Origin of the sequence: Stenotrophomonas maltophilia group sp. RNC7, from assembly GCF_030910085.1 — a bacterium.
GTDB classification, from domain to species: Bacteria; Pseudomonadota; Gammaproteobacteria; order Xanthomonadales; family Xanthomonadaceae; genus Stenotrophomonas; species Stenotrophomonas sepilia.
Map to the genome: position 1 here is coordinate 127,185 of NZ_JAVFVN010000648.1, position 23,061 is coordinate 150,245.

Consider the following 23,061-nt stretch of genomic DNA (forward strand, 5'->3'; position numbering starts at 1 on the left):
AGCCTAAGGCCGATTACTCGGACTTGTTGCCGTTCAGCTGTGCACGCAGCAGCGCGCCCAGCTGGGTGGTGCCGCTGGAAGCCGAAGAGGACTGGTATTCCTCCAGCACTTCGCGCATTTCAGCGTCGTCCTTGGCCTTGATCGACAGCTGCAGGGTACGGCCCTTGCGGTCCATGCCCACGAACTTGGCTTCGACCTTGTCGCCGACCTTCAGGTGCTGGGTGGCGTCGTCAACGCGCTCGTTGGCGATGTCGCGGGCCGAGACGTAACCTTCGATGCCGTCAGCCAGCTCGATGATCGCGCCCTTGGCGTCGACTTCCTTCACCACGCCTTCGACCTTGGAGCCCTTCGGATTGGCAGCCATGTACTGGCCGAACGGATCCTGCTCCAGCTGCTTCACGCCCAAGGAGATGCGCTCGCGCTCCGGATCGACGGCCAGGACGACGGCGTCCAGGGTATCGCCCTTCTTGAAGTTGCGAACGACGTCTTCGCCGGTGGTGTTCCAGCTGATGTCGGACAGGTGGACCAGGCCGTCGATGCCGCCGTCCAGGCCGATGAAGATGCCGAAGTCGGTGATCGACTTGATCTGGCCCGACACCTTGTCACCCTTCTTGTGGGTGGCAGCGAAGGTTTCCCACGGATTGGCGGCAACCTGCTTCATGCCCAGCGAGATGCGGCGACGCTCTTCATCGACGTCCAGCACCATCACTTCGACTTCATCACCCACCTGGACAACCTTGGACGGGTTGACGTTCTTGTTGGTCCAATCCATCTCGGAGACGTGCACCAGGCCTTCGACGCCCGGCTCGATCTCAACGAACGCACCGTAATCGGTGACGTTGGAGACCTTGCCGAAGACGCGGCTGTTGGCCGGGTAACGACGGCCGATGTTGTCCCACGGATCCTCGCCCAGCTGCTTCAGGCCCAGCGAAACGCGGTTGCGCTCGCGGTCGAACTTCAGCACGCGGACGTCCAGCTCGTCGCCGACGTTCACGACTTCCGACGGGTGACGCACGCGCTTCCACGCCATGTCGGTGATGTGCAGCAGGCCGTCGATACCGCCCAGATCCACGAACGCGCCGTAATCGGTCAGGTTCTTGACGACACCCTTCAGGATCGCGCCTTCCTGCAGCTTGTCCATCAGCTGCTCGCGCTCTTCCGAGTGCTCGCTTTCGACGACAGCGCGGCGCGAGACCACGACGTTGTTACGCTTGCGGTCCAGCTTGATGAGCTTGAACTCGAGTTCCTTGCCTTCCAGGTAGGCCGGATCGCGCACCGGGCGCACATCGACCAGGGAACCCGGCAGGAAGGCGCGGACATCCTTGATGTCCACGGTGAAACCACCCTTGACCTTGCCGCTGATGCGGCCGGTGATGGTTTCGTTCTTTTCCAACGCTTCTTCCAGCTCGTCCCACACCATCGCGCGCTTGGCCTTCTCGCGCGACAGGACGGTTTCGCCGAAGCCGTTCTCGATCGAGTCGAGGGCGACCTTGACGATGTCGCCTTCGGCGACGTCGATTTCGCCAGCGTCGTTACGGAACTGTTCGATCGGCACGATGCCTTCGGACTTCAGGCCAGCGTTGATCACCACGACGTCGCCGCGGACTTCAACAACGGTACCGCTGACGATGGCGCCCGGCTTCAGCTTGGCCAGGTTGGCCTGGCTGGCTTCAAACAGTTCGGCAAATGATTCGGTCATTAGATTTACTCTGTTGGACACATGGGTCGGTGGCGTCCCCTTCAGGGGAATGGCGACCGCCCGCCTGTTGGTCGACCCCGGAAACGCAGGTCGTGTGTAGTAGGAAAACCGCCACGCATCATTGCGCGACGGGGCTGGTACAGCACTGCTATGCGCGACCACCGCCGATGCGGCTGGCAGTGCTCCCGCGCGAACGGATCAGGCAGCCGGAACCGGAAGCAGATCCATCACTCGGGCAACGACATCATCGATGCCGATGCCTGTGGTGTCGATGAGGACAGCATCGTCTGCCGGCTTCAGGGGCGCCACGGTACGCTGAGCATCACGGGCGTCGCGGGCCATGATCTCGCGCAGGAGGTCATCAAAGTTAACAGAAACCCCCTTGTCTTTCAACTGCTTATGCCGGCGCTCGGCGCGCTCCTCGGCACTGGCGGTCAGGAAGACCTTGTAGGGGGCGTCCGGAAAGATCACCGTGCCCATGTCGCGGCCGTCGGCGACCAGGCCTGGCAGTTCCCTGAATGCGCGCTGGCGCTCCTTCAGGGCGGCCCGGACCTCCGGGATGGCGGCAATGGCCGAGGCCAGCGCCCCGGTGGTCTCCAGGCGCAGCTCGTCGGTGGCATCGGTGCCGTTGACCATGACCCGCATGGCATCGCCCTGCTCGACAAACTGAACGTGGGTGTCAAAGGTGCAGCGGACCAGCGCGGAGGCGTCGGAGGTGTCGATGTCGGCCCAGCTTGCGGCCACGCCCACCGCCCGGTACAGCGCGCCCGAATCCAGGTAATGCCAGCCCAGCCTGCGCGCGATGATGCGGCTGATGGTACCCTTGCCGGCCCCGGATGGGCCGTCGATGGTCAGGACGGGAGCGAGTGGATTCATGGGGGTCCCAGAGCGTGTGAAGAGGCCATTCTAGCCCCTGCCAGACGCCCCCAGCGGGATCTTTTGTGCAACCACTTGAAACCATGAGGAAAAGCCCGGTAGAATGGCGGGCTTGAACGAGCGTCAACTGCCGATTGTCTTTCGCATATCGCGGCCACGCTCCACCCGAACAACTACTGTTTACGCCGAGGTATGCCATGAAAGTCCTGTCCTCCCTGAAGTCGGCGAAGGCCCGTCACCGTGACTGCAAGGTCGTGCGTCGTCGTGGCAAGATCTTCGTCATCTGCAAGTCGAACCCGCGTTTCAAGGCGCGTCAGCGCTAAGCCTCACAGCCTTCCGGCTGCGGCTGGCCCTACGCGGGGCCGACCCGATGCAAGAAACCGCCTTCGGGCGGTTTTTTGTTTATGCGGCTTTTTCCTGCCGTTTTTGCTGTAATCGCCTTTCTTGACCACTGGGGAGTAGATCGAGATGAAGCGTTACCTGTCCGCCCTGGCCGTAATGGCCACCCTGGCCGCCGCCACACCGGCACTGGCCGATACCCTGCTTGTCGACCGTGCCCGCGAGAAGCCGGCCGGTGCCCTGCCCGTGCGCGGCCAGAGCATGCAGCAGGTGCAGGCGCAGTTCGGCGCGCCCAGCGAACAACTGCAGCCGCGCGGCGGGCAGAAGCGGCAGTGGCCGACCATCAACCGCTGGGTGTACCCGCAGTTCACCGTCTACTTCGAGAAGCAGAAGGTGATCGACGTGGTGGCCAACCAGGCGGACCCGAACGAAATCGGCCCGAAACCACCGATCCGTTGATCCCTTTACCCGCCGTGGGCGGGCCTGTGTAGCGAGACCATGAACCAGACCCTTCGTTTTCCTGCCGAGTGGGAAGCCCAGAGCGGCGTCCTGATTGCCTGGCCCACCGCCGACACCGACTGGGCCGACCGCCTGGGCCAGGTGGAAGAGACCTACATCGCCCTGGTCGCGGCCATCACCCGCTTCCAGCCGGTGCTGATCTGCGTGGCCGACGACGATGTGGAGACCTATGCCGAAATGCGGCTGCGCTCCAACCGCATCGACATGGACAAGGTCCACTTCACCACGGCCGCCTACGACGATACCTGGCTGCGCGACTCCGGCCCGATCACCCTGCGCCGCGCCGACGGCGGTTTCCAGCTGCTGGACTTCCGCTTCACTGGCTGGGGCGGCAAGTTCGACGCCACCCTGGATGACCAGCTGGTGGGCGTGCTCGACCAGGCTGGCGTGTTCAACGACGCCCCGGTGCGCAGCATCCCGTTCGCGCTGGAAGGCGGCGGCATCGAGACCGATGGCGAAGGCACCCTGCTGACCACCTGGAAGTGCCTGCACGAGCGCCACCCGGACCGCGACCGTGCAAGCCTGAGCGCCGACCTGGCCAACTGGCTGCAGCAGGACCGCGTGCTGTGGCTGGACCACGGCTACCTGGAAGGCGACGACACCGACGCCCACATCGACACCCTGGCCCGTTTCGCCTCGCCTGACAGCATCGTCTACCAGGCCTGCGACGACGCGAGCGACTCGCACTACGCCGAACTGCAGGCGATGGGCAACGAACTGGCCGCGCTGCGTACCAAGGATGGGAAGCCGTACCGCCTGTTCCCGCTGCCGTGGGCACAGCCGGTGATCGACGAAGGCCGCCGCCTGGCGGCGTCGTACGCCAATTACCTGATCATCAACGGCGCGGTGCTGATGCCGGCCTACGGCGATCCGGCTGATGACCTGGCCCGCGACGTGCTGGCCCAGGCCCATCCGGGCCGCGAGATCGTGCAGGTGCCCTGCCGCTCGCTGATCTGGCAGAACGGCAGCCTGCACTGCATCACCATGCAGCTGCCGGAAGGGCTGTTGAAGGCATAAGCCGGACCGGTAGCGGCCGGCCAAGCCCGGCGAGCACAGCGACGACCTGAAAATCCGCCGGGCATGGCCCGGCGCTACCGTGTGCGGACGCCATTCAGCGCGCAACACGCTGCGGCCGCCCATCCGCGCTAACATGCAGGTTTTCTCCCGCAGGAACGCCCCGCATGAACTCGCGCAGCCCCCTTACCGTCGCCCTGATCCAGGAGCGCAACCACGGTGACGCCGCCGCCAACCTGGCGGTGATCGAAGCACGCGTGGCCGAGGCGGCTGCGCAGGGTGCCAAGCTGGTGCTGCTGCAGGAACTGCACAACGGTCCGTACTTCTGCCAGCACGAGTCGGTGGACGAATTCGACCTGGCCGAATCCATTCCGGGCCCAAGCACCGAGCGCCTGGGCGCACTGGCGAAGAAGCATGGCGTGGTGCTGGTCGGCTCGCTGTTCGAGCGCCGCGCTGCCGGCCTGTACCACAACACCGCCGTGGTGTTCGAGAAGGACGGTACGCTGCTCGGCAAGTACCGCAAGATGCATATCCCGGACGACCCGGGCTTCTACGAGAAGTTCTACTTCACCCCGGGCGACATCGGCTTCAAGCCCATCGATACCTCGGTGGGCCGCCTGGGTGTGCTGGTGTGCTGGGACCAGTGGTACCCGGAAGCGGCGCGCCTGATGGCGCTGGCCGGTGCAGAACTGCTGCTGTACCCGACCGCGATCGGCTGGGACCCGGACGACGTGCAGGACGAGAAGACCCGCCAACGCGACGCCTGGGTACTGAGCCACCGCGGCCATGCCGTGGCCAATGGCCTGCCGGTGCTGAGCTGCAACCGCGTCGGCCACGAGGCGTCGCCGCTGGGCGCGTCGGGCATCCAGTTCTGGGGCAACAGCCACGTGCTCGGCCCGCAGGGCGAGTTCCTGGCCGAGGCCGGCACCGAGGCCACCGTGCTGCTGTGCGATGTCGACCTGCAGCGCAGCGAGCACGTGCGCCGCATCTGGCCGTTCCTGCGCGACCGTCGCATCGACGCGTACGGTGACCTGCTCAAGCGCTACATCGACTGAGCCGGAGCCGCGCATGGCCGTCCTCATCCGTGATGCCGGCCCGGCCGACATCGACGCGATCACCGCGATCTATGCGGTGGAAGTGACCGACTTCGTCAACACCTACGAGTACGACATTCCGGACGCGACCGAGATGCTGCGCCGCATGCGCGACATCATTGATCGTGGCTTCCCCTACCTGGTCGCCGAGATCGACGGCCAGGTGGCTGGCTATGCCTATGCCAACACCTATCGCACCCGCATTGCCTACCAGTGGACCGTGGAGAACTCGGTCTACGTCGATGCCGCGTTCCAGGGCAAGGGTGTCGGCACCGGCCTGCTGCAGGCCTTGATCGACGCCTGCGTGGCACGTGGCTACCGGCAGATGGTGGCGGTGATCGGCGAACCGACCAACACCGCCTCGATCAAGCTGCACGAACGCTTCGGCTTCGAGCTGGTGGGCGTGTTCCGCGGCCTCGGCCGCAAGCATGGCCGCTGGCTCGACACCGTGCAGATGCAGCGCGCGCTCGGCGATGGCGCCGACACCGCACCTTCCAATGAATGAACCCATGACCGAAACCCTTCCCGAGACCGGCGACGACCTGTTCGCCGGCCAGCCGGTGCGCGTCGTCGAACGCGACGGCGTGCGCTACACCCTGCTGGGCACCGCCCACGTCTCCCGCGCCAGCGTCGAGGCCGTTGAAAAAGCCATCGACAGCGGCCGCTTCGATGCCGTTGCCGTCGAGCTGGACCCGCAGCGCCTGCAGGCGCTGAGCGACCCCGACACGCTCGCCAAGCTCGACCTGGTCGAGGTGATCCGCAAGGGCCGCGTCGCCCTGTTCGCCGCCAACCTGGCTCTGTCCGCCTATCAGCGTCGCTTGGCCGAGCAACTCGACATCGAGCCCGGTGCCGAGCTGAAGCGCGCGGTGGAGCTGGCGCGCGAGCGCAACCTGCCGGTGCACCTGATCGACCGCGAGGTCGGCCTGACCTTCCGTCGTGCGTCGCAACGGCTGGGCTTCTTCGGCAAGCTGAAGCTGGTTGCCGGCCTCGGCGCCGGCCTGTTCTCGTCCGAGGAAGTGGGCGAGAACGAGATCGAGAAGCTCAAGCAGGGCGACATGCTGGAATCGAGCTTCGGTGAGTTCGCCAGCGAGAGTCCGGCGCTGTACGAAACCATCATCGGCGAGCGCGACCGCTACATGGCCACCCGTCTGCGCGAAGAACGCGACCCGCACCAGCGCGAAGTGCTGGCAGTGGTCGGAGCCGGCCACCTGGCGGGTCTGGCACGCCACCTGGAAACCGACACCGAGGCACCGGCGCCGCTGCGCGCCGAGCTGGAGGCGGTGCCGAAGAAGCGCAACATCCCGTGGTTCACGCTGGGCATCCTGGCGATCGTGGCGACCGGCATCGGCGTAGGCTTCTACCGCGGCGGCCTGGGCGTAGGCACCGAGCTGCTGGCAACCTGGGCGATGTATACCGGCGGCCTGGCCGGCCTGGGCTGCCTTCTGGCCGGCGGTCACCCGTTGAGCATCCTCACCGCGATCGCGGTGGCCCCGTTCAAGCCGTTCCGCCTGAGCATCCCGACCGGCGCCTTCTCGGCACTGGTGGAAGCGCGTGTGCGCAAGCCAGCCTACGAGGACTTCCTGAAGCTGCGCGACGATGCGCAGAGCCTGAAGGGCTGGTACCGCAATCGCGTTACCCGCGTGGTGCTGACCTTCATGCTGACCAACATCGGCAGCATGCTCGGCCTGTGGCTGACCACGTTCAAGGTGTGGGGCAAGGTCGCCGGGTAAGCCTTTCAACCGGCCACGGAATCTGTAGCGCCCGAGCCCATGCCCGGGCGATGCCGCAACGCGGCGAACAGCAGCCGAGCATGGCTATGCCGGCCGTCCTGGCCGACACCCTCCGGACCGTCGCAAGCGACGTTGGCAGCGGCTCCTGCCGTTGCCTTCGGCTCTACAGAGACAAACAGACGCGGCGAGCAGAAAAAAAGGGGGAGGCCGCCCCACTACGACCGGCCTCCCCCACACCACAACACGTTGACGTGCGTTACAGCCGGGCAGCGCCCGGCTCTACCATTTCCACTCCACGCGCGCGGCGGATCAGCCGCGTCACGGCATTGCGCAGGTCATCGAGCACCGCGTAGATCGTCGGCAGGAACAGCAGGCTGACCACGGTCGAGAACGCCAGGCCGCCGGCAATCGCGCGCGCCATCGGCGAGTACTCCGGGCCATTGCCGAACATCTGCGTGTCGGTCAGCGAGATCGGCACCATCGCCAGGATCGCCGTGCCCATGGTCATCATGATCGGGCGCAGGCGTTCGCGTGAGCCTTCCACCAGCGCCTGGGTACGGCCCATGCCGCTGCGCCGCAGGTTGTTGATGTGCTCGATCATCACGATGCCGTTGTTCACCACCACGCCCATCAGCACCAGGATGCCGATGAAGGACATGATCCCGAACGAGGTGCCGGTGATCCAGAACAGCCAGAACACGCCGAAGATCGAGAACAGCACGCCACTCATGATCGCTGCCGGGAACAGCAGCGACTCGAACACCGCCGCCATCACCACATAGATCATCACCAGTGCGATCAGCAGGTTGAACACCATCTGCTGCATCGCCTCGTCGTCGTTGCCGTAGTCGCCGCCATCGAAGGTGAAGCCGTAGCCCGCCGGGAAGTTCATCGGCTTGAGCACGGCCTCTATCGCCTTGCGCCCGTCCGGTGCGGTGACCTTCCCGGCCAGGTTGGCCTTGATGGTCAATGTCGTCTGACGGTTGGTACGGCCGATCTGGGTGGCCGACGAACCAACGTCCACGGTGACCAGACTCAGCAGCGGCACGCTGCGGCCATCGCCGGTACGCACGCTGAAACCGGCCAGGTCTTCCGGGCTGCTCTGCTCGGCGCCGGCAAAGCGCACCCACACCGGCACTTCATTGTCACCGCGGCGGAACTCGCGCATTGGGGCACCGCGCAGCGCCAGGCCGACGAAGCTGGCCACCTGTTCGGCGTTGAAGCCGAACGCTGCGGCACGCTCACGGTCGACGCGCACCTTCAGCTCGCCGCCCTTCTCGCCATTGTCGATGCGCACGTCCCGCAGTTCGGCACGCTGCGCCAGCAACGGCACCACTTCCTGGCCGATCTCATGCAGCATCGAGCTGGAATCGCCGACCAGCTGCACCTGCACGCCCTGGTTGCCGCCACCCCCGCCATCGCCGCCCTGGTTGCCGACGAAATAGTCGGTGCGGGCGGACTTCGGCAGGCCCTTGCGCAACTCTTCCTGCAGCGCCTTGATGTCCTTGGCGTACTTCTCGTCCAGGGTGACCACCGTGGAGCTGCCTTCCTGCTCGCTGTACCAGGAGTACACCTGCTTGACGTGCAGGCGCTCGCGGTTCTGGTCGATCCAGCTCTCCACGCGCGCCACTTCCTCGGACATCTGCCGGTAGGTGTAGGCGCCCTTCCACATGTAGCCGATGAAGATGTCCTTGCCGCCCTCGCCACCGAACATGTCGACCTTGGTCAGTTTCATCGGCACCAGGCTGACCAGCACCACCAGCAGGATGCCGAGCAGGCTCCAGCCGCGGTGATGCAGTGACCAGTCCAGCAGCTGTGCATAGCGCCGTTGCAGACGCGCGATCAGGCCGGTCTGCGAGTGCACCAGCTTGGGTGTGGCCATGCGTGCGGACAGCATCGGAATCAGGCTGACCGCGACCAGCCACGAGGCCAGCAGCGAGACCGAGATGGTGATCGCGATCTGCGCCATGAAGATGCTGATGTTGTTGGTCTCGCCGAACAGGTTCGGCACGAACACGATGCAGTGGCACAGCGTACCGGCGCTGAGCGCGATGGCCACGTTGCGGGTACCGATGATCGATGCCAGCCGTGGCTGCCCCGGCATGCGCTCGCGCTCCTGGTAGATGCTCTCCACCACCACCACGGCGTTGTCGACCAGCATGCCCACGGCCAGCAGCAGGCCCATCATGGTCAGGATGTTCAGCGTCACCCCGACGAAGTACATGAAGCCCAGGGTGATGGTGAAGCAGATCGGAATGGCCAGGGTCACCATCAGCGTCGACGGCCAATGGCGCAGGAAGAAGAACAGCACCGTCACCGACAGGATCAGGCCGACCGCACCGGCTTCGGCCAGTTCCAGCAGCGACGAGGTCACCGCCTTGCCCTGGTTGTCGATCACCTTGATCTGCACGTCGCGCATCGACGGCTGCGCGCGGATCGCCTCGACTTCGGCCAGCGCCGCACGCGAGACGTCCACCAGGTTGGCACTGCGCTCCTTGAAGATATCCAGGCCCACCGCCGGGTTGCCGTCCAGACGGCGCCCGTAGTTCATCCGCGCCGGCTTCAGGCGCACGTCGGCGATATCGCCCAGGCGCAGACCCTTGGCGTTGATCACCAGCTCGCGCATTTCCTGCAGGTCGGTGATCTCGCCCACCGGCTGCACGCGCACGCGCTGGCCGTTGTCGTCGATCTGACCGGCCGAGATCGAGAAGTTCAGCGTGCGCAGGCGCTCGCTCAGCTCGTTGATGCTCAACCCATGCGCGTTGAGCCGGTTCGGATCGATGGCGATCTCCACCTCGTTCGGCGGTGCACCGGTGATATCGACGCGGGCCACACCGGGAATACGCTCGATGCGCCGCTTGAACTCACGGTCGAGCATGTCATAGGCAGTGGTCAGGTCGGTGGTGCTGGCCAGCCGCACCTTCAGTACCGGCTGGTCACTGCTGGACCACTTGAACACGTTGTAGCGCTGCAGGTCGTCGGGCAGGTCGCTGCGGATCGCATCGATACGCTCGCGCGCGTCGGACGCCGCAATGGCGATGTCGCGGTCCCAGTCGCTGAACTCGATGTAGATCAGCGCCGCCTCGGAGGTGGCCGATGAGCGCATGCGCTTGATGCCGGTCATCGTCGCCAGCGACTCCTCGACCGGGCGGATGATGGTCCGCTCCACTTCCTCGGGCGTCGAACCGGTGTATGGGATCTGCACGAACAGGAACGGCGCGGAGATGTCCGGCAGCGCCTCCAACGGCAGCCGGAACGAAGCGATCAGGCCGATCACCACCAGCGACACGAAGCACATGATGGTGGTGACCGGGCGGCGGATGGAGAACTCGGCAACGCTCATGCCGGCTCCTCCACACCTGCCGTGCCGCCCTCGTCGCCATGCAGGCCTTCACCGGCATGCTTGCGGCCGCGCTCACGGTAGTAGGCGTCGCCGCGACGATCCATCAGGTCGTACACCACCGGGATCACCAGCAGCGTCAGCAGCGTCGACACCAGCAGGCCACCGATCACGGTGATCGCCATCGGTGCACGCACTTCGGCGCCCTCGCCCATCGCCACCGCCAGCGGCAGGAAGCCGAACAGCGTGCACAGCGTGGTCATAATGATCGGGCGCAGGCGCGAACGCGCGCCTTCCACCAGCGCCTCATGCTTGGCCACGCCGGCTTCGCGCAGCTGGTTGACCTTGTCGATCAGGATGATCGCGTTCTTGGTGACCAGGCCGACCAGCAGGATCAGGCCGATGAACACCACCACCGAGATGGGCTTGCCGGTCAGCATCAGCGCCAGGATCGCGCCGACCAGCGCCAGCGGGATGGTGAACAGGATCACGAACGGGTGCAGCAGCGACTCGAACTGCGAGGCCATCACCAGATAGACCAGGAAGATCGCCAGTCCAAAGGCGAAGATCAGCGACTTCGCCGCCTGCGCCAACTCCTCGCCCTGGCCACCGATGTGCAGGCCAACGCCCGCGCCCAGCGGCTGCTCGGCCACCATCTGCTGCACTTCGCGCATGGCTGCGCCAAGGTCGATGTCGCGCAGGTTGGCCGATACCACCGCCACCCGGGTCTGGTCGGCACGATGGATCTCGCTGGGGCCGGTGGTGGCGACCACGTCGGCCACCGCGTCCAGGGTCACCGGGCGGGTGCTGCCCGGGTTGACGATCAGCCGGCGGATGCTCTCGACGCTGGCGCGGTCACCTTCCTGGGCACGCACCAGCACGTCGATCTTGCGATCACGGAAGCTGTAGCGGGTGGCGACGTCGCCGCGCACCTTCTTCACCACCACGTCGGCGATCTGGCGGGTGGTCAGGCCCAGCGCACCCGCGCGTTCCTGGTCGAAGCGGATCTGGATTTCCGGGAACCCCTCTTCCACCGTCGATTTCACGTCGGCGTAGTGCGCATTGCCGCGCAGCATCGCCGCCAGGCGTTGCCCGGCCACTTCCAGGGTGGCCATGTCCTGCCCGCGCAGTTCGATTTCCAACGGCGTGGAGAAGCTGAACAATGCCGGCCGCGCGAAGTCGACCTGGGCGCCCGGGTGCTGGCTCATGGTGCCGCGCAGGCGCTCGGTGATTGCTGCTTCGGTGCGCGCGTTGCCACCACCTTCCATCACCACAGTCAGCTTGCCGATGTTCTCACCGCTTTCGGTCGGACTGGCATCCAGCCGGGTGCCGCTGCCACTGACGCCATACAGCGAGGCCACGCCCTCCCCCTTGCCGTGCGCCAGCTGCAGCTCGCGCACCAGCGCATCGGTCTGCTTCAGCGGCGTGCCGGCCGGCAGCTTCACCGTCATTTCGAACCGGTCCTGCGCCAGCTGCGGAATCAGGTCCGCGCCAAGCATTGGTACCAGCGCCATGGTCGCCACGAAGATGATGGCTGCCACGCCCAGCACCTTGCCGGGATGCGCCAGCGCACTCGGCAGCAGGCGCAGGTAGCCTCGCTCGGCGCCTGCATAGGGTTTCATCGCCAGGTCGCTGGCCTTGCGCATTACCGGGCCGACCACTGCCACCACGCCACGCCACACGCGCACGACAAGCCAGGCCAGCGCATAGAAGCTCCAGCGCACGCTGGCAACCACGCCACGGCGGCCCAGCGCGACCGGCTTCTGCCAGCGCTTTTGCGGCTGCCATACTGAGTTCGGCGCCTCTTCCGGGAACGCCAGCGGTGGCCGCCCCTTCAGCGAGCTCAGCATCGGGATCAGGGTCATCGACACCAGCAGCGAGATCGCGATGGCGATCGCCACGGTCAGCGCCTGGTCGCGGAACAGCTGCCCGGCGATGCCGTCGACGAACACCAGCGGCAGGAACACCGCGATGGTGGTCAGGGTCGAGGCGACCACCGCCATGCTCACTTCACGGGTGCCGGCGATCGCCGCCTGCAGGATGCCCAGGCCACGCTCACGGGCCTTGGCGATGCTCTCCAGCACCACGATCGAGTCATCCACCACCAGGCCGGTGGCCAATGCCAGACCGCCCAGCGACATCACGTTCAGGCTCAGCCCGAGCTGGCCCATGAAGAAGAACGTGGCGATGATCGAGACCGGCAACGACAGGCTGATCACGAACGTGCTCCAGCCATCGCGCAGGAACAGGAAGATGATCAGGATCGCCAGCAGGCCACCGATCACGGCATCCTTCTTGACGTCGGCGATGGCGTGCTCGATGAAGCGCGACTGGTCCTCGATGGTGGTCAGCTCGACATCGGACGGGAACGTGCCCTTGATCTGCTCCAGGCGCTTGCGCAGCGCTTCGGCGGTCGACACGGTGTTGGCATCACCTTCCTTGTAGATGGCCAGCTCGACCGCCTCCTTGCCGCCCAGGCGGATGATCGCTTCGCGCTCCTTGTAGCCCTGGCGCACGGTGGCCACGTCCTTCAGGCGCACCGGCACGCCGTTGGCGACCACGCTGGAGCCGCCGCCGGATGATGCGCTCTGTGCCGCCGACGCCGCCGCGATGGCTGCAGCCGAACCGGTCGACGCGGCGATGTTGAACATCTGCTGCAGCGCCGAGTCGGCTGCACTGCCGTTCGAACCCTGGGTGGTGACCAGCAGGTTGCGGATTTCCTCGAGGTCGGCGAACTGGTTGACGGTACGCACCAGGAAGCGCTGGGAGCCCTCTTCCAGGCGACCGCCGGAGATGTTGATGTTCTCGTCCTTGAGACGCTTGATGACGGTGTCGATCGGCAGGTTCAGCTGCGCCAGCTTCTGCTGGTCGATGTCGACCTGGATCTCGTCCTCCAGTCCACCGCCCACCTTCACTGCTGCCACGCCGGTGACCGGCTCGAGCTTCTTCTTCAGGTCTTCATCGGCATAGCGGCGCAGGCCGGTCAGCTCGCGGACCGCGTCGGCATCGCTGGCCGGCGCGACCTTGTTGGACAGCACCAGGCGCATGATCGGCTCGGTGGACGGATTGAAGCGCAGCAGCACCGGGGCCTTGGCCTCCAGCGGCAGGTTCAGCGCTTCCATCTTGTCACGCACCTCCAGGCTGGCCTGGTCCATGTTGGTGCCCCAGGCGAACTCCAGCACCACATCGCTCTGGCCGGTGCGCGAGACCGACTTCAGCTTGCGCAGGTTCTTGACCACGCCCACCGCTTCTTCAACCGGCTGGGTGATCAGGGTTTCGATTTCGGTCGGCGCCGCACCGGTGTATTCGGTGCGCACGGTCAGCGTCGGGTAGCTCAGGTCGGGCAGCAGGTTGACCTTGAGGTTGCCGAGCGCGATCAGGCCGAACAGCAGCAGGGTGACCGTGCACATGGCGATGGTCACGCGGCGGCGCGTGGCGAATTCCACCAGGCCGCCGCGCATGCCGGCGGCGGCGCCGTCGCTCGCCGGCGAGGCACCGTGGTCGTGGCCCGGGGCGGTCATTGCTTGCTCCCGGCCTTGTCTGCGGGCTTGGCGGCCGCCGCGACCGCCTTCGCCTTCGGATCGGCGATCACCTGCACTGCGGTGCCGTCGCGCAGCGCGACCTTGCCGGCGGTGACCACCTGATCACCGGCCGCCAGGCCATCACGGATCTCCACCCACGGGCCCTCGGCGTAACCCAGCTTGACCGGAACGCGTGCGACCTTGCCTTCGCGCACGCGGAACACCGCAGGTTCACCGTCATCGAGCAACGCCAGGCGCGGCACCACCAGCGCATCGGCACGCTGGTCGTAATCGATGCGGATGCGGCCGAACATGCCGGGCTGCAGCGCGTGGGCGGCGCCATCGAAGGCACTGACCACGCGAAACGTGCCGCTGCCCGAGTCCACCACCGGCGCGATGCGGTCAACGGTGCCGGTGAAGCTCTGGCCCGGCAGTGCGTCGGCCGCCAGCGTCACCGGCTGGCCGGCGCGCAGGGTGGCCAGCTCACGTTCGGGTACGTTGAGGGTGGCCTCCAGCCGCGAGTTGTCGACGATGCGGAAGATCGGTGTATTGATCTGCACGAAGTTGCCGGTCTTGATCGAGCGTGAGGCGATCACACCGGAGATCGGTGCCACGACCGTGGTGTAGGACAGCTCCAGCGTGGCCAGGCGGTACTGCGCACGGACGTTCTCCAGATCGTAGCGCAGCTGGTCGACATCGGCGGCGCTGACCATCTGCTGGCCGACCAGCTTCTGTGCGCGCTGGTAGTTGTTTTCCAGCTTGCGCATCTGCGCTTCGCTCTGCGCCACGGCCAGGCGCGCGCGGTCCGGGTCCAGCCGCACCAGCGGCTGGCCGGCGGTGACCCGCTGCCCTTCCTCGACCAGCACCGCCAGGGCTACGCCGGAGGTCTTGGCGACCACCTGCGACTCGGCACGTGGCTCCAGCGCCGCGGTGCCGGTGTAGCTGGCTGCGACGGCACGATGGCTGGCCACCGCCACTTCGACCGGGACTGCGTCGACCTTCTTCTCCTCCTTGGTCTCGGCAGCCTTGGCTTCGGAATTGGGCCCTGCGGCGCAACCGCCCAGCAGCAGGGAGGTGGAGATCAGCAGTGCGGCAGCGCAGATTCCGCTGCGACGGCCGGACAGGAAGGTTGGGTGCGACATCGTCAGTTCCCTGGAGGATGCGTGGGCAGGTGTGGTAGCAAAGTAATGCACCACTTCACGGCAACACCATATCCCAAAGGTCATGGTGTCTTCACGCCGCTGGTCGGCCCGCCCCCATTTCAGCTAGATGAAACCTGAGGCTATACTCGGGTCGTTCCGTACCCCACGCCGGAACGACCAGACCCGAATCCCCGGAAACGACACCATGCGCCCGCAGCCGCTCGCCGCTTGTCTCGCTCTGGCCGTCCTCCTGCCCCTTGGGGCCGCCGCACAGCCCGCTCCCGCTCCTGCCACACCCGCCCCGGCGCCTGCCGCCGCGCCGGCGCCTGCCACGCCCACCGGCAACTTCGACAATGGCCGTGTCCTGGCCTACACCTGCCAGGGGTGCCACGGCATCACCGGCTACAAGAACGCCTACCCCAGCTACCGGGTGCCGAAGATCGGCGGCCAGACCCAGCAGTACCTGGCCCAGGCCCTGACCGAGTACCGCCAGGGCAAGCGCCGGCATCCGACGATGCAGGCGCAGTCGATGAGTTTCAGCGAACAGGAGATCGCCGATCTCTCTGTTTACCTGTCCACCGTCAAGTAAGGCCCGCCCATGTCGAAAGCCGCGCATCCGATGCGTCACGCCATCGCCCTGTCCGTTGCCCTGCTGCTGGCGGCCTGTTCGCAGTCGCAGGTGGAAAACAGCGAGAAATCCGCCGCCGACCCGGGCCATGCCAGCGGCGAACACGGCTCTTCGTCCTCCGCCGGCCTGCCGGCAGGCCGCGAGGCCGCCGGTGAAGCCCGCGCCAAGGTGAAGGGCAAGGCCACCAACCAGAGCTGCATCGACTGCCATGGGGCCGACGGCAATGCGCCGATCGATCCGACCTATCCGAAACTGGGTGGCCAGTACGGCGACTATCTGGCGCATGCGCTGCAGGCCTACCGCGCCGGCGACCGCCAGCATGCGCTGATGACGCCGCAGGCGAAGGACCTGAGCGATCAGGACATCGCCGATCTGGCCGCGTATTTCGGCAGCCGGCCGAGCCAGTTGCGGGATCTGCACGGGGTCAAATGACGGTCGGCCCCCCCGGCCGGTGCGGACCGTCGGTTGGTAGGCGCGGACCGTTGGTCCGCACAGATTCCGGATATCCACGCATGGCGTGGATCTGCTGAGCCGAGCGTGGGCTCGGCTCTACATCAATCGGCGCAACCGCTGGCGCCGGTCAACGCTCAGCCTTCCAGCTCTTCCCAGCGCGCGTACGCGGCATCCAGCTCGGCCTGCACCTTGGCCAGCTGCTGGGTGTGCGCGGTCACTTCGGCACTGCTGCGGGTGTAGAACGACGGATCGTTCATCGCCGAGGTCAGCCCTTCGACATCGCTTTCCAGCTTCTCGATGGTCTTCGGCAGCTGCTCCAGCTCGCGCGCTTCCTTGTAGGCCAGCTTGCGCTTGGGCGCAGCCGGGGTGGCAGCAGCCGGTGCGGCAGGTGCTGCGGCTGCCGGCTTGGCGGCGGGGGTCGCGGCAGGTGCTGCCACGCTGGCCGCATAACGCTGCCAGTCGCTGTAGCCACCGACGTACTCGCCGATCACGCCGTCGCCTTCCATCACCAGCGTGGAGGTCACCACGTTGTCGATGAAGTCACGGTCGTGGCTGACCAGCAGCAGGGTGCCGGTGTACTCGCCCAGCAGCTCTTCCAGCAGCTCCAGGGTTTCCACGTCCAGGTCGTTGGTCGGTTCGTCCATCACCAGCAGATTGGACGGCTGCGCGAACAGCTTGGCCAGCAGCAGGCGGTTGCGTTCGCCACCGGACAGGCGGGTGATCGGCGCGCGCGCGCGCTCGGGGGTGAACATGAAGTCCTGCAGGTAGGCATGCACGTGCTTGCGCTTGCCGTTGAACTCGAGGAAATCGCGGCCTTCGGCCACGTTCTCGATCGCGCTCCAGTCTTCGCGCAGCACCGCGCGGTACTGGTCGAAATAGGCGATCTGCAGGTTGGTGCCGGCGTTGACTTCGCCCTTGGCCGGCTGCAGCTCGCCCAGCAGCAGCTTCAGCAGCGTCGTCTTGCCGCTGCCGTTGGGGCCGATCAGGCCGATGCGGTCGCCGCGCATGATGGTGGTGGTGAAGTCGCGGACCATGGTGCGCTCACCGAAGGCGAACGAAATATCCTTGACGTCGATGACCTTCTTGCCGGAGCTGATGCCCTGCGCGGCTTCCATCTTGACGTTGCCGCTGAGATCACGGCGCTGCGAACGCTCCACGCGCATCGCCTTCAGGCGGCGCACGCGGCCCTCATCGCGGGTGCGGCGCGCCTTGATGCCTTGGCGGATCCAGACTTCTTCCTGCGCCAGCAGCTTGTCGAAGCGCGCGTTCTCCTGCGCCTGCGCGTTGAGGCGTTCCTCCCGGCGACGCTCGTAGTTGGCCCAGTCGCCCGGCCAGCTTGTGACCTGGCCACGGTCGATCTCGACGATGCGGGTGGCCAGTGCACGCAGGAAGCGGCGGTCATGGGTAACGAACACTACGCTGCCGCTCCAACCCTTCAGGAACGCTTCGAGCCAGTCGATGGCTTCGATATCGAGGTGGTTGGTCGGTTCGTCCAGCAACAGCACGTCGGGGCTGGACACCAGCGCGCGGGCGAGCAGCACGCGGCGCTTCATGCCGCCGGACAGGCGGCCGAACTCGGCCTCGCCGTCCAGGTCGAGCTTGGTCAGGGTTTCGCTGACGCGCTGGTCCAGGCCCCAGCCGTTGGCGGCGTCGATCTTGGCCTGCACGTTGCCCAGGGCTTCGCCATCGAAGACCTCGGCATGGCTGAGATGGTGGAACTCGGCCAGCCACTGGCCCAGTTCACCGAGGCCATCGGCGACGACGTCGAACACCGAGCCGGCGGCGCCATGTGGCACTTCCTGCTCCAGGCGGGTGACGCGCACGCCCTGCTGCACACGGACTTCGCCGTCATCGGGCTTGTGGTCGCCGGACAGCAGCTTGAGCAGGGTGGATTTGCCGGCGCCGTTGCGGCCGATCAGGGCGATGCGTTCGCCCGGCTCGATCGACAGTTCGGCCTTTTCCAGCAACAACGGGCCGCCGACGCTGAAGTCGACGTTCTGCAGAGTAATCAGAGGCATCCGGATATTGTACGGGTTGGGGGCGTCGGCCGGGTTGCACCCGGCACCCGCGGTAGTGCCGGCCGCTGGCCGGCAACCTCAACGGCAACGTCAAAAGCTGGTTTCCTGTGGGACGGCGGGGCGCGGATCCCGTCGTGGAATTCGCGCTGTGCGGATGGATCCCGGCTACCCCACCTCCCCCAGCAACGCCTGCAACCCGGGCAGCCATTGCTTGCCGGGGTGGCGCACCAGCCACAGGGTGCGCTGAAGGGCGGGCAGCGGCGTCTCGAGCACGCGCAGACGACCCAGCGCCAGCGGCTCTTCCAGCGCGTGACGCGAAAGGCAGGCCAATCCGAGGCCGGCGATCGCAGCCTGCTTGATCGCTTCGGTATTGCCCAGCTGCAGGGTCTGGGCGAAACCTCGCAGATGCGGCAACAGGGCCTGCTCCACCGCTTCGCGGGTGCCGGAGCCCGGCTCACGCAGCAGCCAGCGTGCGCGGCGCAGTTCGTCCAGCGTCCAGCGCGGCGGCGCGTCGGCGGCGGCGACGATCACCAGCGGATCCTGCTGCCAGGCCGTGACCTGCAAACCGCGTTCATGGCACGGGCCTTCGATCAGGCCCGCGTCCACATCCAGGCGCTGCACGGCGGCGACTACGCCGGCACTGTTGTCGATGCGCAGGTCGACCTCGGCCTGTGGCGCCTGCCGCAGCAGTTCCGCAATGCGCGGCGGCAGCAGGTAGTTGCCGATGGTGGTACTGGCGGCCAGCACCAATCGCAGCGGTGCTCCCTGCGATGGGTCGCCGCCGGCGGCCAGCTGCCGCTCCAGATCGGCGGCATTGACCAGCAGGGTGCGCGCCGGCTCCAGCAGTGCGCGGCCGTGCCCGTTCAGCGCCAGGCGACGGCCGATGCGGTCGAACAGCGGCGTACCGAAGTGCGCCTCCAGTTCCTGCAGCGCGGCGCTGCTGGCCGACTGCGAGAGCGCGATGGCCTGGCCGGCGGCGGTGGTGCTGCCGTGGTCGGCGATGGCAACGAAAACCTCAAGCTGGCGCAGGGTCAGGCGCATGCAGATTACCCATACTATAGGTAGATTTCACCCATATTATTCGTTTTACAGGTCATGGACGAAGGCGCACGCTTGCCTCGTCACTACAGCCCTACCCCTGCCATGAACGCCCCCGCCCTCTCCCCCTGGTCCCTGCCCGCCCTGCGCCAGCGCTGGCAGCCGCGCCTGCCCGGCCTTCTGCTGGTGGGCCTGATCGCGGCGGCATCGCTGTACCTGGCCGAGCTTCCCTGGCTGCAGGCGCATGGCCTGAGTGCACTGACCGTCGCCATCGTGGGCGGCATCGTGGTCGGCAACACGCTCTACCCGCGGCTGGCACCGAGCAGCGCGGCCGGCGTCGGTTTCTCCAAGCACTGGCTGCTGCGTGCCGGCATTGTGCTGTACGGCCTGCGCCTGACCTTCCAGGACATCGGTCATGTCGGCGTCAGCGGCGTGCTGATGGACGTGCTGGTGGTCGCCAGCACCTTCGGCCTGGCCTGTTGGCTGGGCGTACGTGTGTTCAAGATGGAACGCGAGGCGGCAATGCTGATCGGCGCCGGCAGCGCGATCTGCGGTGCGGCAGCGGTGATGGCCGCCGAACCGGTGGTGCGCGGCCGCGCGGCACAGGTCACGGTGGCGGTGTCGACGGTAGTGGTGTTCGGCACGCTGGCGATGTTCCTGTACCCCGCCCTGTATGCGCTGGTGCAATCGCACGGCTGGCTGGCGATGGACGCACGGCAGTACGGCCTGTTCACTGGTGCGACGGTGCACGAAGTGGCGCAGGTGGTGGCCGCAGGCCGCACGGTCAGCGAGGCCGCCGCCGATACCGCGGTGATCACCAAGATGGTGCGGGTGATGCTGCTGGCGCCGTTCCTGGTCGCGTTGTCGTTGTGGCTGGCGCGTGGCGGGAAGGCCAGCGCCGACGGCAGCAAGGCGCGCATCGTAGTGCCGTGGTTCGCGTTCGGTTTCGTGGCGGTGGCCGGTTTCAACTCGCTGCACCTGCTGCCGGCTGGCCTGCAGGCCGGGCTGGTGCAGCTGGATACTGTGCTGCTGGCGATGGCGATGGCCGCACTGGGCCTGACCACCCATGTCTCGGCGCTGCGCCAGGCCGGCCTGAAGCCACTGCTGCTGGCGCTGATCCTGTTCGCCTGGCTGCTGTTCGGTGGCCTGGTGATCCACCAGGGTGTGTTGGCGGTGCTGGGCTGAGCAGGAGCGTACCGACCAGGGTCGGCGCCCACCCGTAGATCCACGTCATGCATGGATGGCGGCTCCAATTGGGGATCAGAGCCCTTTCCTGCGGAAAGGGATCCGACCCCGCCCTATTAGACGGGACCGGCCACGCGGGCGGGTACAATGCGCCATGACTGATTTCTCGACCCTGCCGCTGAGCCCGGCCCTGCAGCCCGGCCTGGACGCCCTCGGCTACACCACCCTCACCCCCGTGCAGGCGCAGAGCCTGCCGGCCATCCTGGATGGCCGCGATGTGATCGCACAGGCGCCGACCGGCAGCGGCAAGACCGCCGCCTTCGGCCTGGGCCTGCTGCAGGCCATCGACCCCAGCCTGATCCGCGTGCAGGCGCTGGTCCTGTGCCCGACCCGCGAACTGGCCGACCAGGTCGGCAAGCAGATCCGCAAGCTGGCCACCGGCATTCCCAACCTGAAGCTGTTGCTGCTGGTGGGTGGCGTGCCGCTGGGCCCGCAGCTGGCCTCGCTGGAAGGCCACGATCCGCACGTGGTGGTCGGTACGCCCGGCCGCGTGCAGGAGCTGGCACGCAAGCGCGCGCTGAATCTTGGCGCGGTGCGCACGCTGGTGCTGGACGAGGCCGACCGCATGCTCGACATGGGCTTCGAGGAGCCCATCCGCGAGATCGCCGGCCGCACCCACAGGGATCGCCAGAGCCTGCTGTTCTCCGCCACCTTCCCCGACAGCATCCGCGCCATGGCGCGTGACCTGCTGCGCGACACGGTGGAGGTGACCGTGGAAGGTGCCGACCAGGCACCGGCCATCCGCCACCTGTTCTGCGAGGTGGAACCGGCGCATCGCCAGAAGGCGCTGGCCGGCCTGCTGTTGAAGTACACGCCGGAATCGGCGGTGGTGTTCTGCAATACCCGCAAGGACGTGGACGAAGTGGCCAACTCGCTGCAGCAGTTCGGCTTCTCCGCACTCGCCCTGCACGGCGACATGGAGCAGCGCGACCGTGAGGAAGTGCTGTTGCGGCTGGCCAACCGCAGCTGCAACGTGCTGGTGGCCAGCGACGTGGCTGCACGCGGCCTCGATGTGGAAGAGCTGGCGGCGGTGATCAATTACGAGCTGCCGACCGACGTGGAGAGCTACCAGCACCGCGTGGGCCGTACCGGCCGTGCCGGTGCCAGCGGCCTGGCGATCAGCCTGGTGGCTGGCCGCGAAAAGACCCGCGCCGAAGCCATCGAAGCGCAGATGGGGCAACCGCTGGATTGGCAGAAGACGCCACTGGCGACCTCGCGCCCGGCCGAGTTGCCGCAGGCGGCGATGCGCACCCTGCGCATCGACGGCGGCAAGACCGACAAGCTGCGCCCGGGCGACATCCTCGGCGCACTGACCGGCGATGCCGGCCTGTCGAGCAAGTTCATCGGGAAGATCGCGATCTTCCCGACCCGCTCCTATGTGGCGATCGCGCGTGAACAGGCCAACAAGGCCGTCGCCAGGCTGGAAGCCGGCAAGATCAAGGGCCGTCGCTTCCGCGTGCGGATGATGTGATTGAAGCCGCGTTGCCAACCATGGTTGGCAACGACCGGCTCCCGGTTCTTCGCTCTGGTAGATGCCAACCCCGGTTGGCATTCACCCTTCGATCAGAACACCAGTTCGGTGTGCAGTGGCAAGCCCGCCTCCCAGCGGGCCCGGCCGCCCAGGCCGTCGAGCTCGACCAGCACGCCTGCACCGACCACTTCAACACCCAGGCGGCGAACCAGCGACAACGCAGCGACCAGCGTGCCGCCGGTGGCCAGCACGTCATCGATGATCGCGACGCGGGCACCGGACGGCAACGCGTCGGCGTGCACTTCGATGCAGTCGCTGCGGTACTCCAGCGTGTATTCCTCGCGCAGCACCTGGCCCGGCAGCTTGCCCGGCTTGCGCACCGGCACGAAGCCCACGCCCAGCTCCAGTGCCATCGCGGCGCCAAGGATGAAGCCACGCGATTCGATACCGATCACCGCGTCCAGCTTCTGGTCGCGCCAGCGGTCGGCCATCGCGGTGATGGCACCGCGGAAGTCCTCGCTATGGGCGAGCAGCGGCATGATGTCCTTGAAGAGGATGCCGGGCTTGGGGAAGTCGGCGATGTCGCGCAGGCGGGAGGCCCACTGCGGAACGACGATGGCGTCGGTCATGTCACATTGGCTATCTGATGGCGGCATAGGGTACCTGTTCCGGGCGCCGGCTGCCTGTTGGGGGTGTCGGCAGGGCTGCGCCCTGCACCTGCGGAAGCTTCAAGCAACGGCAACGGCAGAAGCTGGTTTCCTGTGGGATGGCGGGGTGGATCCGATGGCGGGAGACGCCGTAAACCCGTCCATGAAGTGACCCCCGGGAGTTGGACATCAGATCCAACCCCGAGGGATACATGAACAGATACGACGCGCGTTTCAAACTGCAGGTCGCCAAAGAGGCCTGCAAGACCTCCACATCGGTCAAAGCC

17 protein-coding genes and 1 pseudogene are annotated in these 23,061 nt (G+C 66.6%); 10 read left to right on the plus strand and 8 right to left on the minus strand.

The features are described from left to right. Positions 1–13 precede the first annotated feature (13 nt). Entirely contained in the window at positions 14–1,699 is a 1,686-nt protein-coding gene (gene rpsA / locus RCF13_RS13410) for a 30S ribosomal protein S1 (protein WP_005416230.1), read from the minus strand. 198 nt (positions 1,700–1,897) lie between these two features. Then, positions 1,898–2,575 carry a (d)CMP kinase gene (cmk, locus tag RCF13_RS13415; protein WP_061477909.1) on the minus strand — a complete coding sequence of 226 codons (678 nt, stop codon included), beginning with the start codon at positions 2,573–2,575 and terminating at the stop codon, positions 1,898–1,900. Positions 2,576–2,772: 197 nt separating this feature from the next. Between cmk and ykgO the strand changes: the two genes are divergently transcribed. The 6 genes from ykgO (at position 2,773) to RCF13_RS13445 (ending at position 7,271) form a co-directional block, all read left to right on the plus strand. After that, positions 2,773–2,898, plus strand: a complete 126-nt coding sequence (ykgO, locus tag RCF13_RS13420) for a type B 50S ribosomal protein L36 (RefSeq protein ID WP_005409283.1) — start codon at positions 2,773–2,775, stop codon at positions 2,896–2,898. Positions 2,899–3,043: 145 nt separating this feature from the next. After that, complete coding sequence (locus tag RCF13_RS13425) at positions 3,044–3,373, plus strand: hypothetical protein (protein WP_005416228.1); 330 nt, start codon at positions 3,044–3,046, stop codon at positions 3,371–3,373. 39 nt (positions 3,374–3,412) lie between these two features. Further along, positions 3,413–4,450 carry an agmatine deiminase family protein gene (locus RCF13_RS13430; protein WP_019661297.1) on the plus strand — a complete coding sequence of 346 codons (1,038 nt, stop codon included), beginning with the start codon at positions 3,413–3,415 and terminating at the stop codon, positions 4,448–4,450. Between the two features lie 164 nt (positions 4,451–4,614). After that, positions 4,615–5,502, plus strand: coding sequence for a carbon-nitrogen hydrolase (locus tag RCF13_RS13435; RefSeq protein WP_053499677.1), 888 nt, complete (start codon positions 4,615–4,617; stop codon positions 5,500–5,502). Between the two features lie 13 nt (positions 5,503–5,515). Then, positions 5,516–6,046, plus strand: a complete 531-nt coding sequence (locus RCF13_RS13440) for a GNAT family N-acetyltransferase (RefSeq protein ID WP_005416225.1) — start codon at positions 5,516–5,518, stop codon at positions 6,044–6,046. After that, positions 6,039–7,271 carry a TraB/GumN family protein gene (locus tag RCF13_RS13445; RefSeq protein WP_181357873.1) on the plus strand — a complete coding sequence of 411 codons (1,233 nt, stop codon included), beginning with the start codon at positions 6,039–6,041 and terminating at the stop codon, positions 7,269–7,271. Before RCF13_RS13440 ends, RCF13_RS13445 begins: the two co-directional genes overlap by 8 nt. A gap of 256 nt (positions 7,272–7,527) precedes the next feature. On the opposite strand, the gene RCF13_RS13450 is transcribed toward RCF13_RS13445, so the two are convergent. The 3 genes and pseudogenes from RCF13_RS13450 to RCF13_RS13460 all read right to left on the minus strand — a co-directional run bounded on the left by RCF13_RS13450 (position 7,528) and on the right by RCF13_RS13460 (position 15,274). After that, positions 7,528–10,614 carry an efflux RND transporter permease subunit gene (locus RCF13_RS13450; RefSeq protein ID WP_134968394.1) on the minus strand — a complete coding sequence of 1,029 codons (3,087 nt, stop codon included), beginning with the start codon at positions 10,612–10,614 and terminating at the stop codon, positions 7,528–7,530. Then, positions 10,611–14,066, minus strand: a pseudogene (locus tag RCF13_RS13455) (efflux RND transporter permease subunit); the annotation flags it as partial. The pseudogene RCF13_RS13455 and the gene RCF13_RS13450, both read right to left, overlap by 4 nt. 62 nt (positions 14,067–14,128) lie before the next feature. Next, the gene (locus tag RCF13_RS13460) at positions 14,129–15,274 is read right to left on the minus strand and encodes an efflux RND transporter periplasmic adaptor subunit (RefSeq protein ID WP_231352679.1); all 1,146 of its coding nucleotides are present in this window, start codon (positions 15,272–15,274) and stop codon (positions 14,129–14,131) included. Positions 15,275–15,479: 205 nt separating this feature from the next. Between RCF13_RS13460 and RCF13_RS13465 the strand changes: the two genes are divergently transcribed. Continuing rightward, on the plus strand, positions 15,480–15,863 hold the full coding sequence (locus tag RCF13_RS13465; RefSeq protein ID WP_061477913.1) for a c-type cytochrome: 384 nt from the start codon (positions 15,480–15,482) through the stop codon (positions 15,861–15,863). 9 nt (positions 15,864–15,872) lie between these two features. Further along, positions 15,873–16,334, plus strand: coding sequence for a cytochrome c (locus tag RCF13_RS13470; RefSeq protein ID WP_005416218.1), 462 nt, complete (start codon positions 15,873–15,875; stop codon positions 16,332–16,334). A 155-nt stretch (positions 16,335–16,489) separates the two neighbouring features. On the opposite strand, the gene RCF13_RS13475 is transcribed toward RCF13_RS13470, so the two are convergent. After that, positions 16,490–18,373 carry an ATP-binding cassette domain-containing protein gene (locus RCF13_RS13475; RefSeq protein WP_061477914.1) on the minus strand — a complete coding sequence of 628 codons (1,884 nt, stop codon included), beginning with the start codon at positions 18,371–18,373 and terminating at the stop codon, positions 16,490–16,492. A gap of 165 nt (positions 18,374–18,538) precedes the next feature. Beyond that, entirely contained in the window at positions 18,539–19,414 is an 876-nt protein-coding gene (locus RCF13_RS13480) for a LysR family transcriptional regulator (protein WP_231352678.1), read from the minus strand. A gap of 102 nt (positions 19,415–19,516) precedes the next feature. Between RCF13_RS13480 and RCF13_RS13485 the strand changes: the two genes are divergently transcribed. Both RCF13_RS13485 and dbpA read left to right on the plus strand, forming a co-directional pair. Next, positions 19,517–20,596, plus strand: a complete 1,080-nt coding sequence (locus RCF13_RS13485) for a YeiH family protein (RefSeq protein ID WP_134969441.1) — start codon at positions 19,517–19,519, stop codon at positions 20,594–20,596. 154 nt (positions 20,597–20,750) lie between these two features. Next, positions 20,751–22,127: an ATP-dependent RNA helicase DbpA gene (gene dbpA, locus RCF13_RS13490; RefSeq protein WP_134969442.1), complete on the plus strand. Its 1,377-nt coding sequence runs from the start codon at positions 20,751–20,753 to the stop codon at positions 22,125–22,127. A gap of 92 nt (positions 22,128–22,219) precedes the next feature. On the opposite strand, the gene RCF13_RS13495 is transcribed toward dbpA, so the two are convergent. Beyond that, positions 22,220–22,756, minus strand: a complete 537-nt coding sequence (locus RCF13_RS13495) for an adenine phosphoribosyltransferase (protein ID WP_134969443.1) — start codon at positions 22,754–22,756, stop codon at positions 22,220–22,222. Between the last annotated feature and the right edge of the window lie 305 nt (positions 22,757–23,061).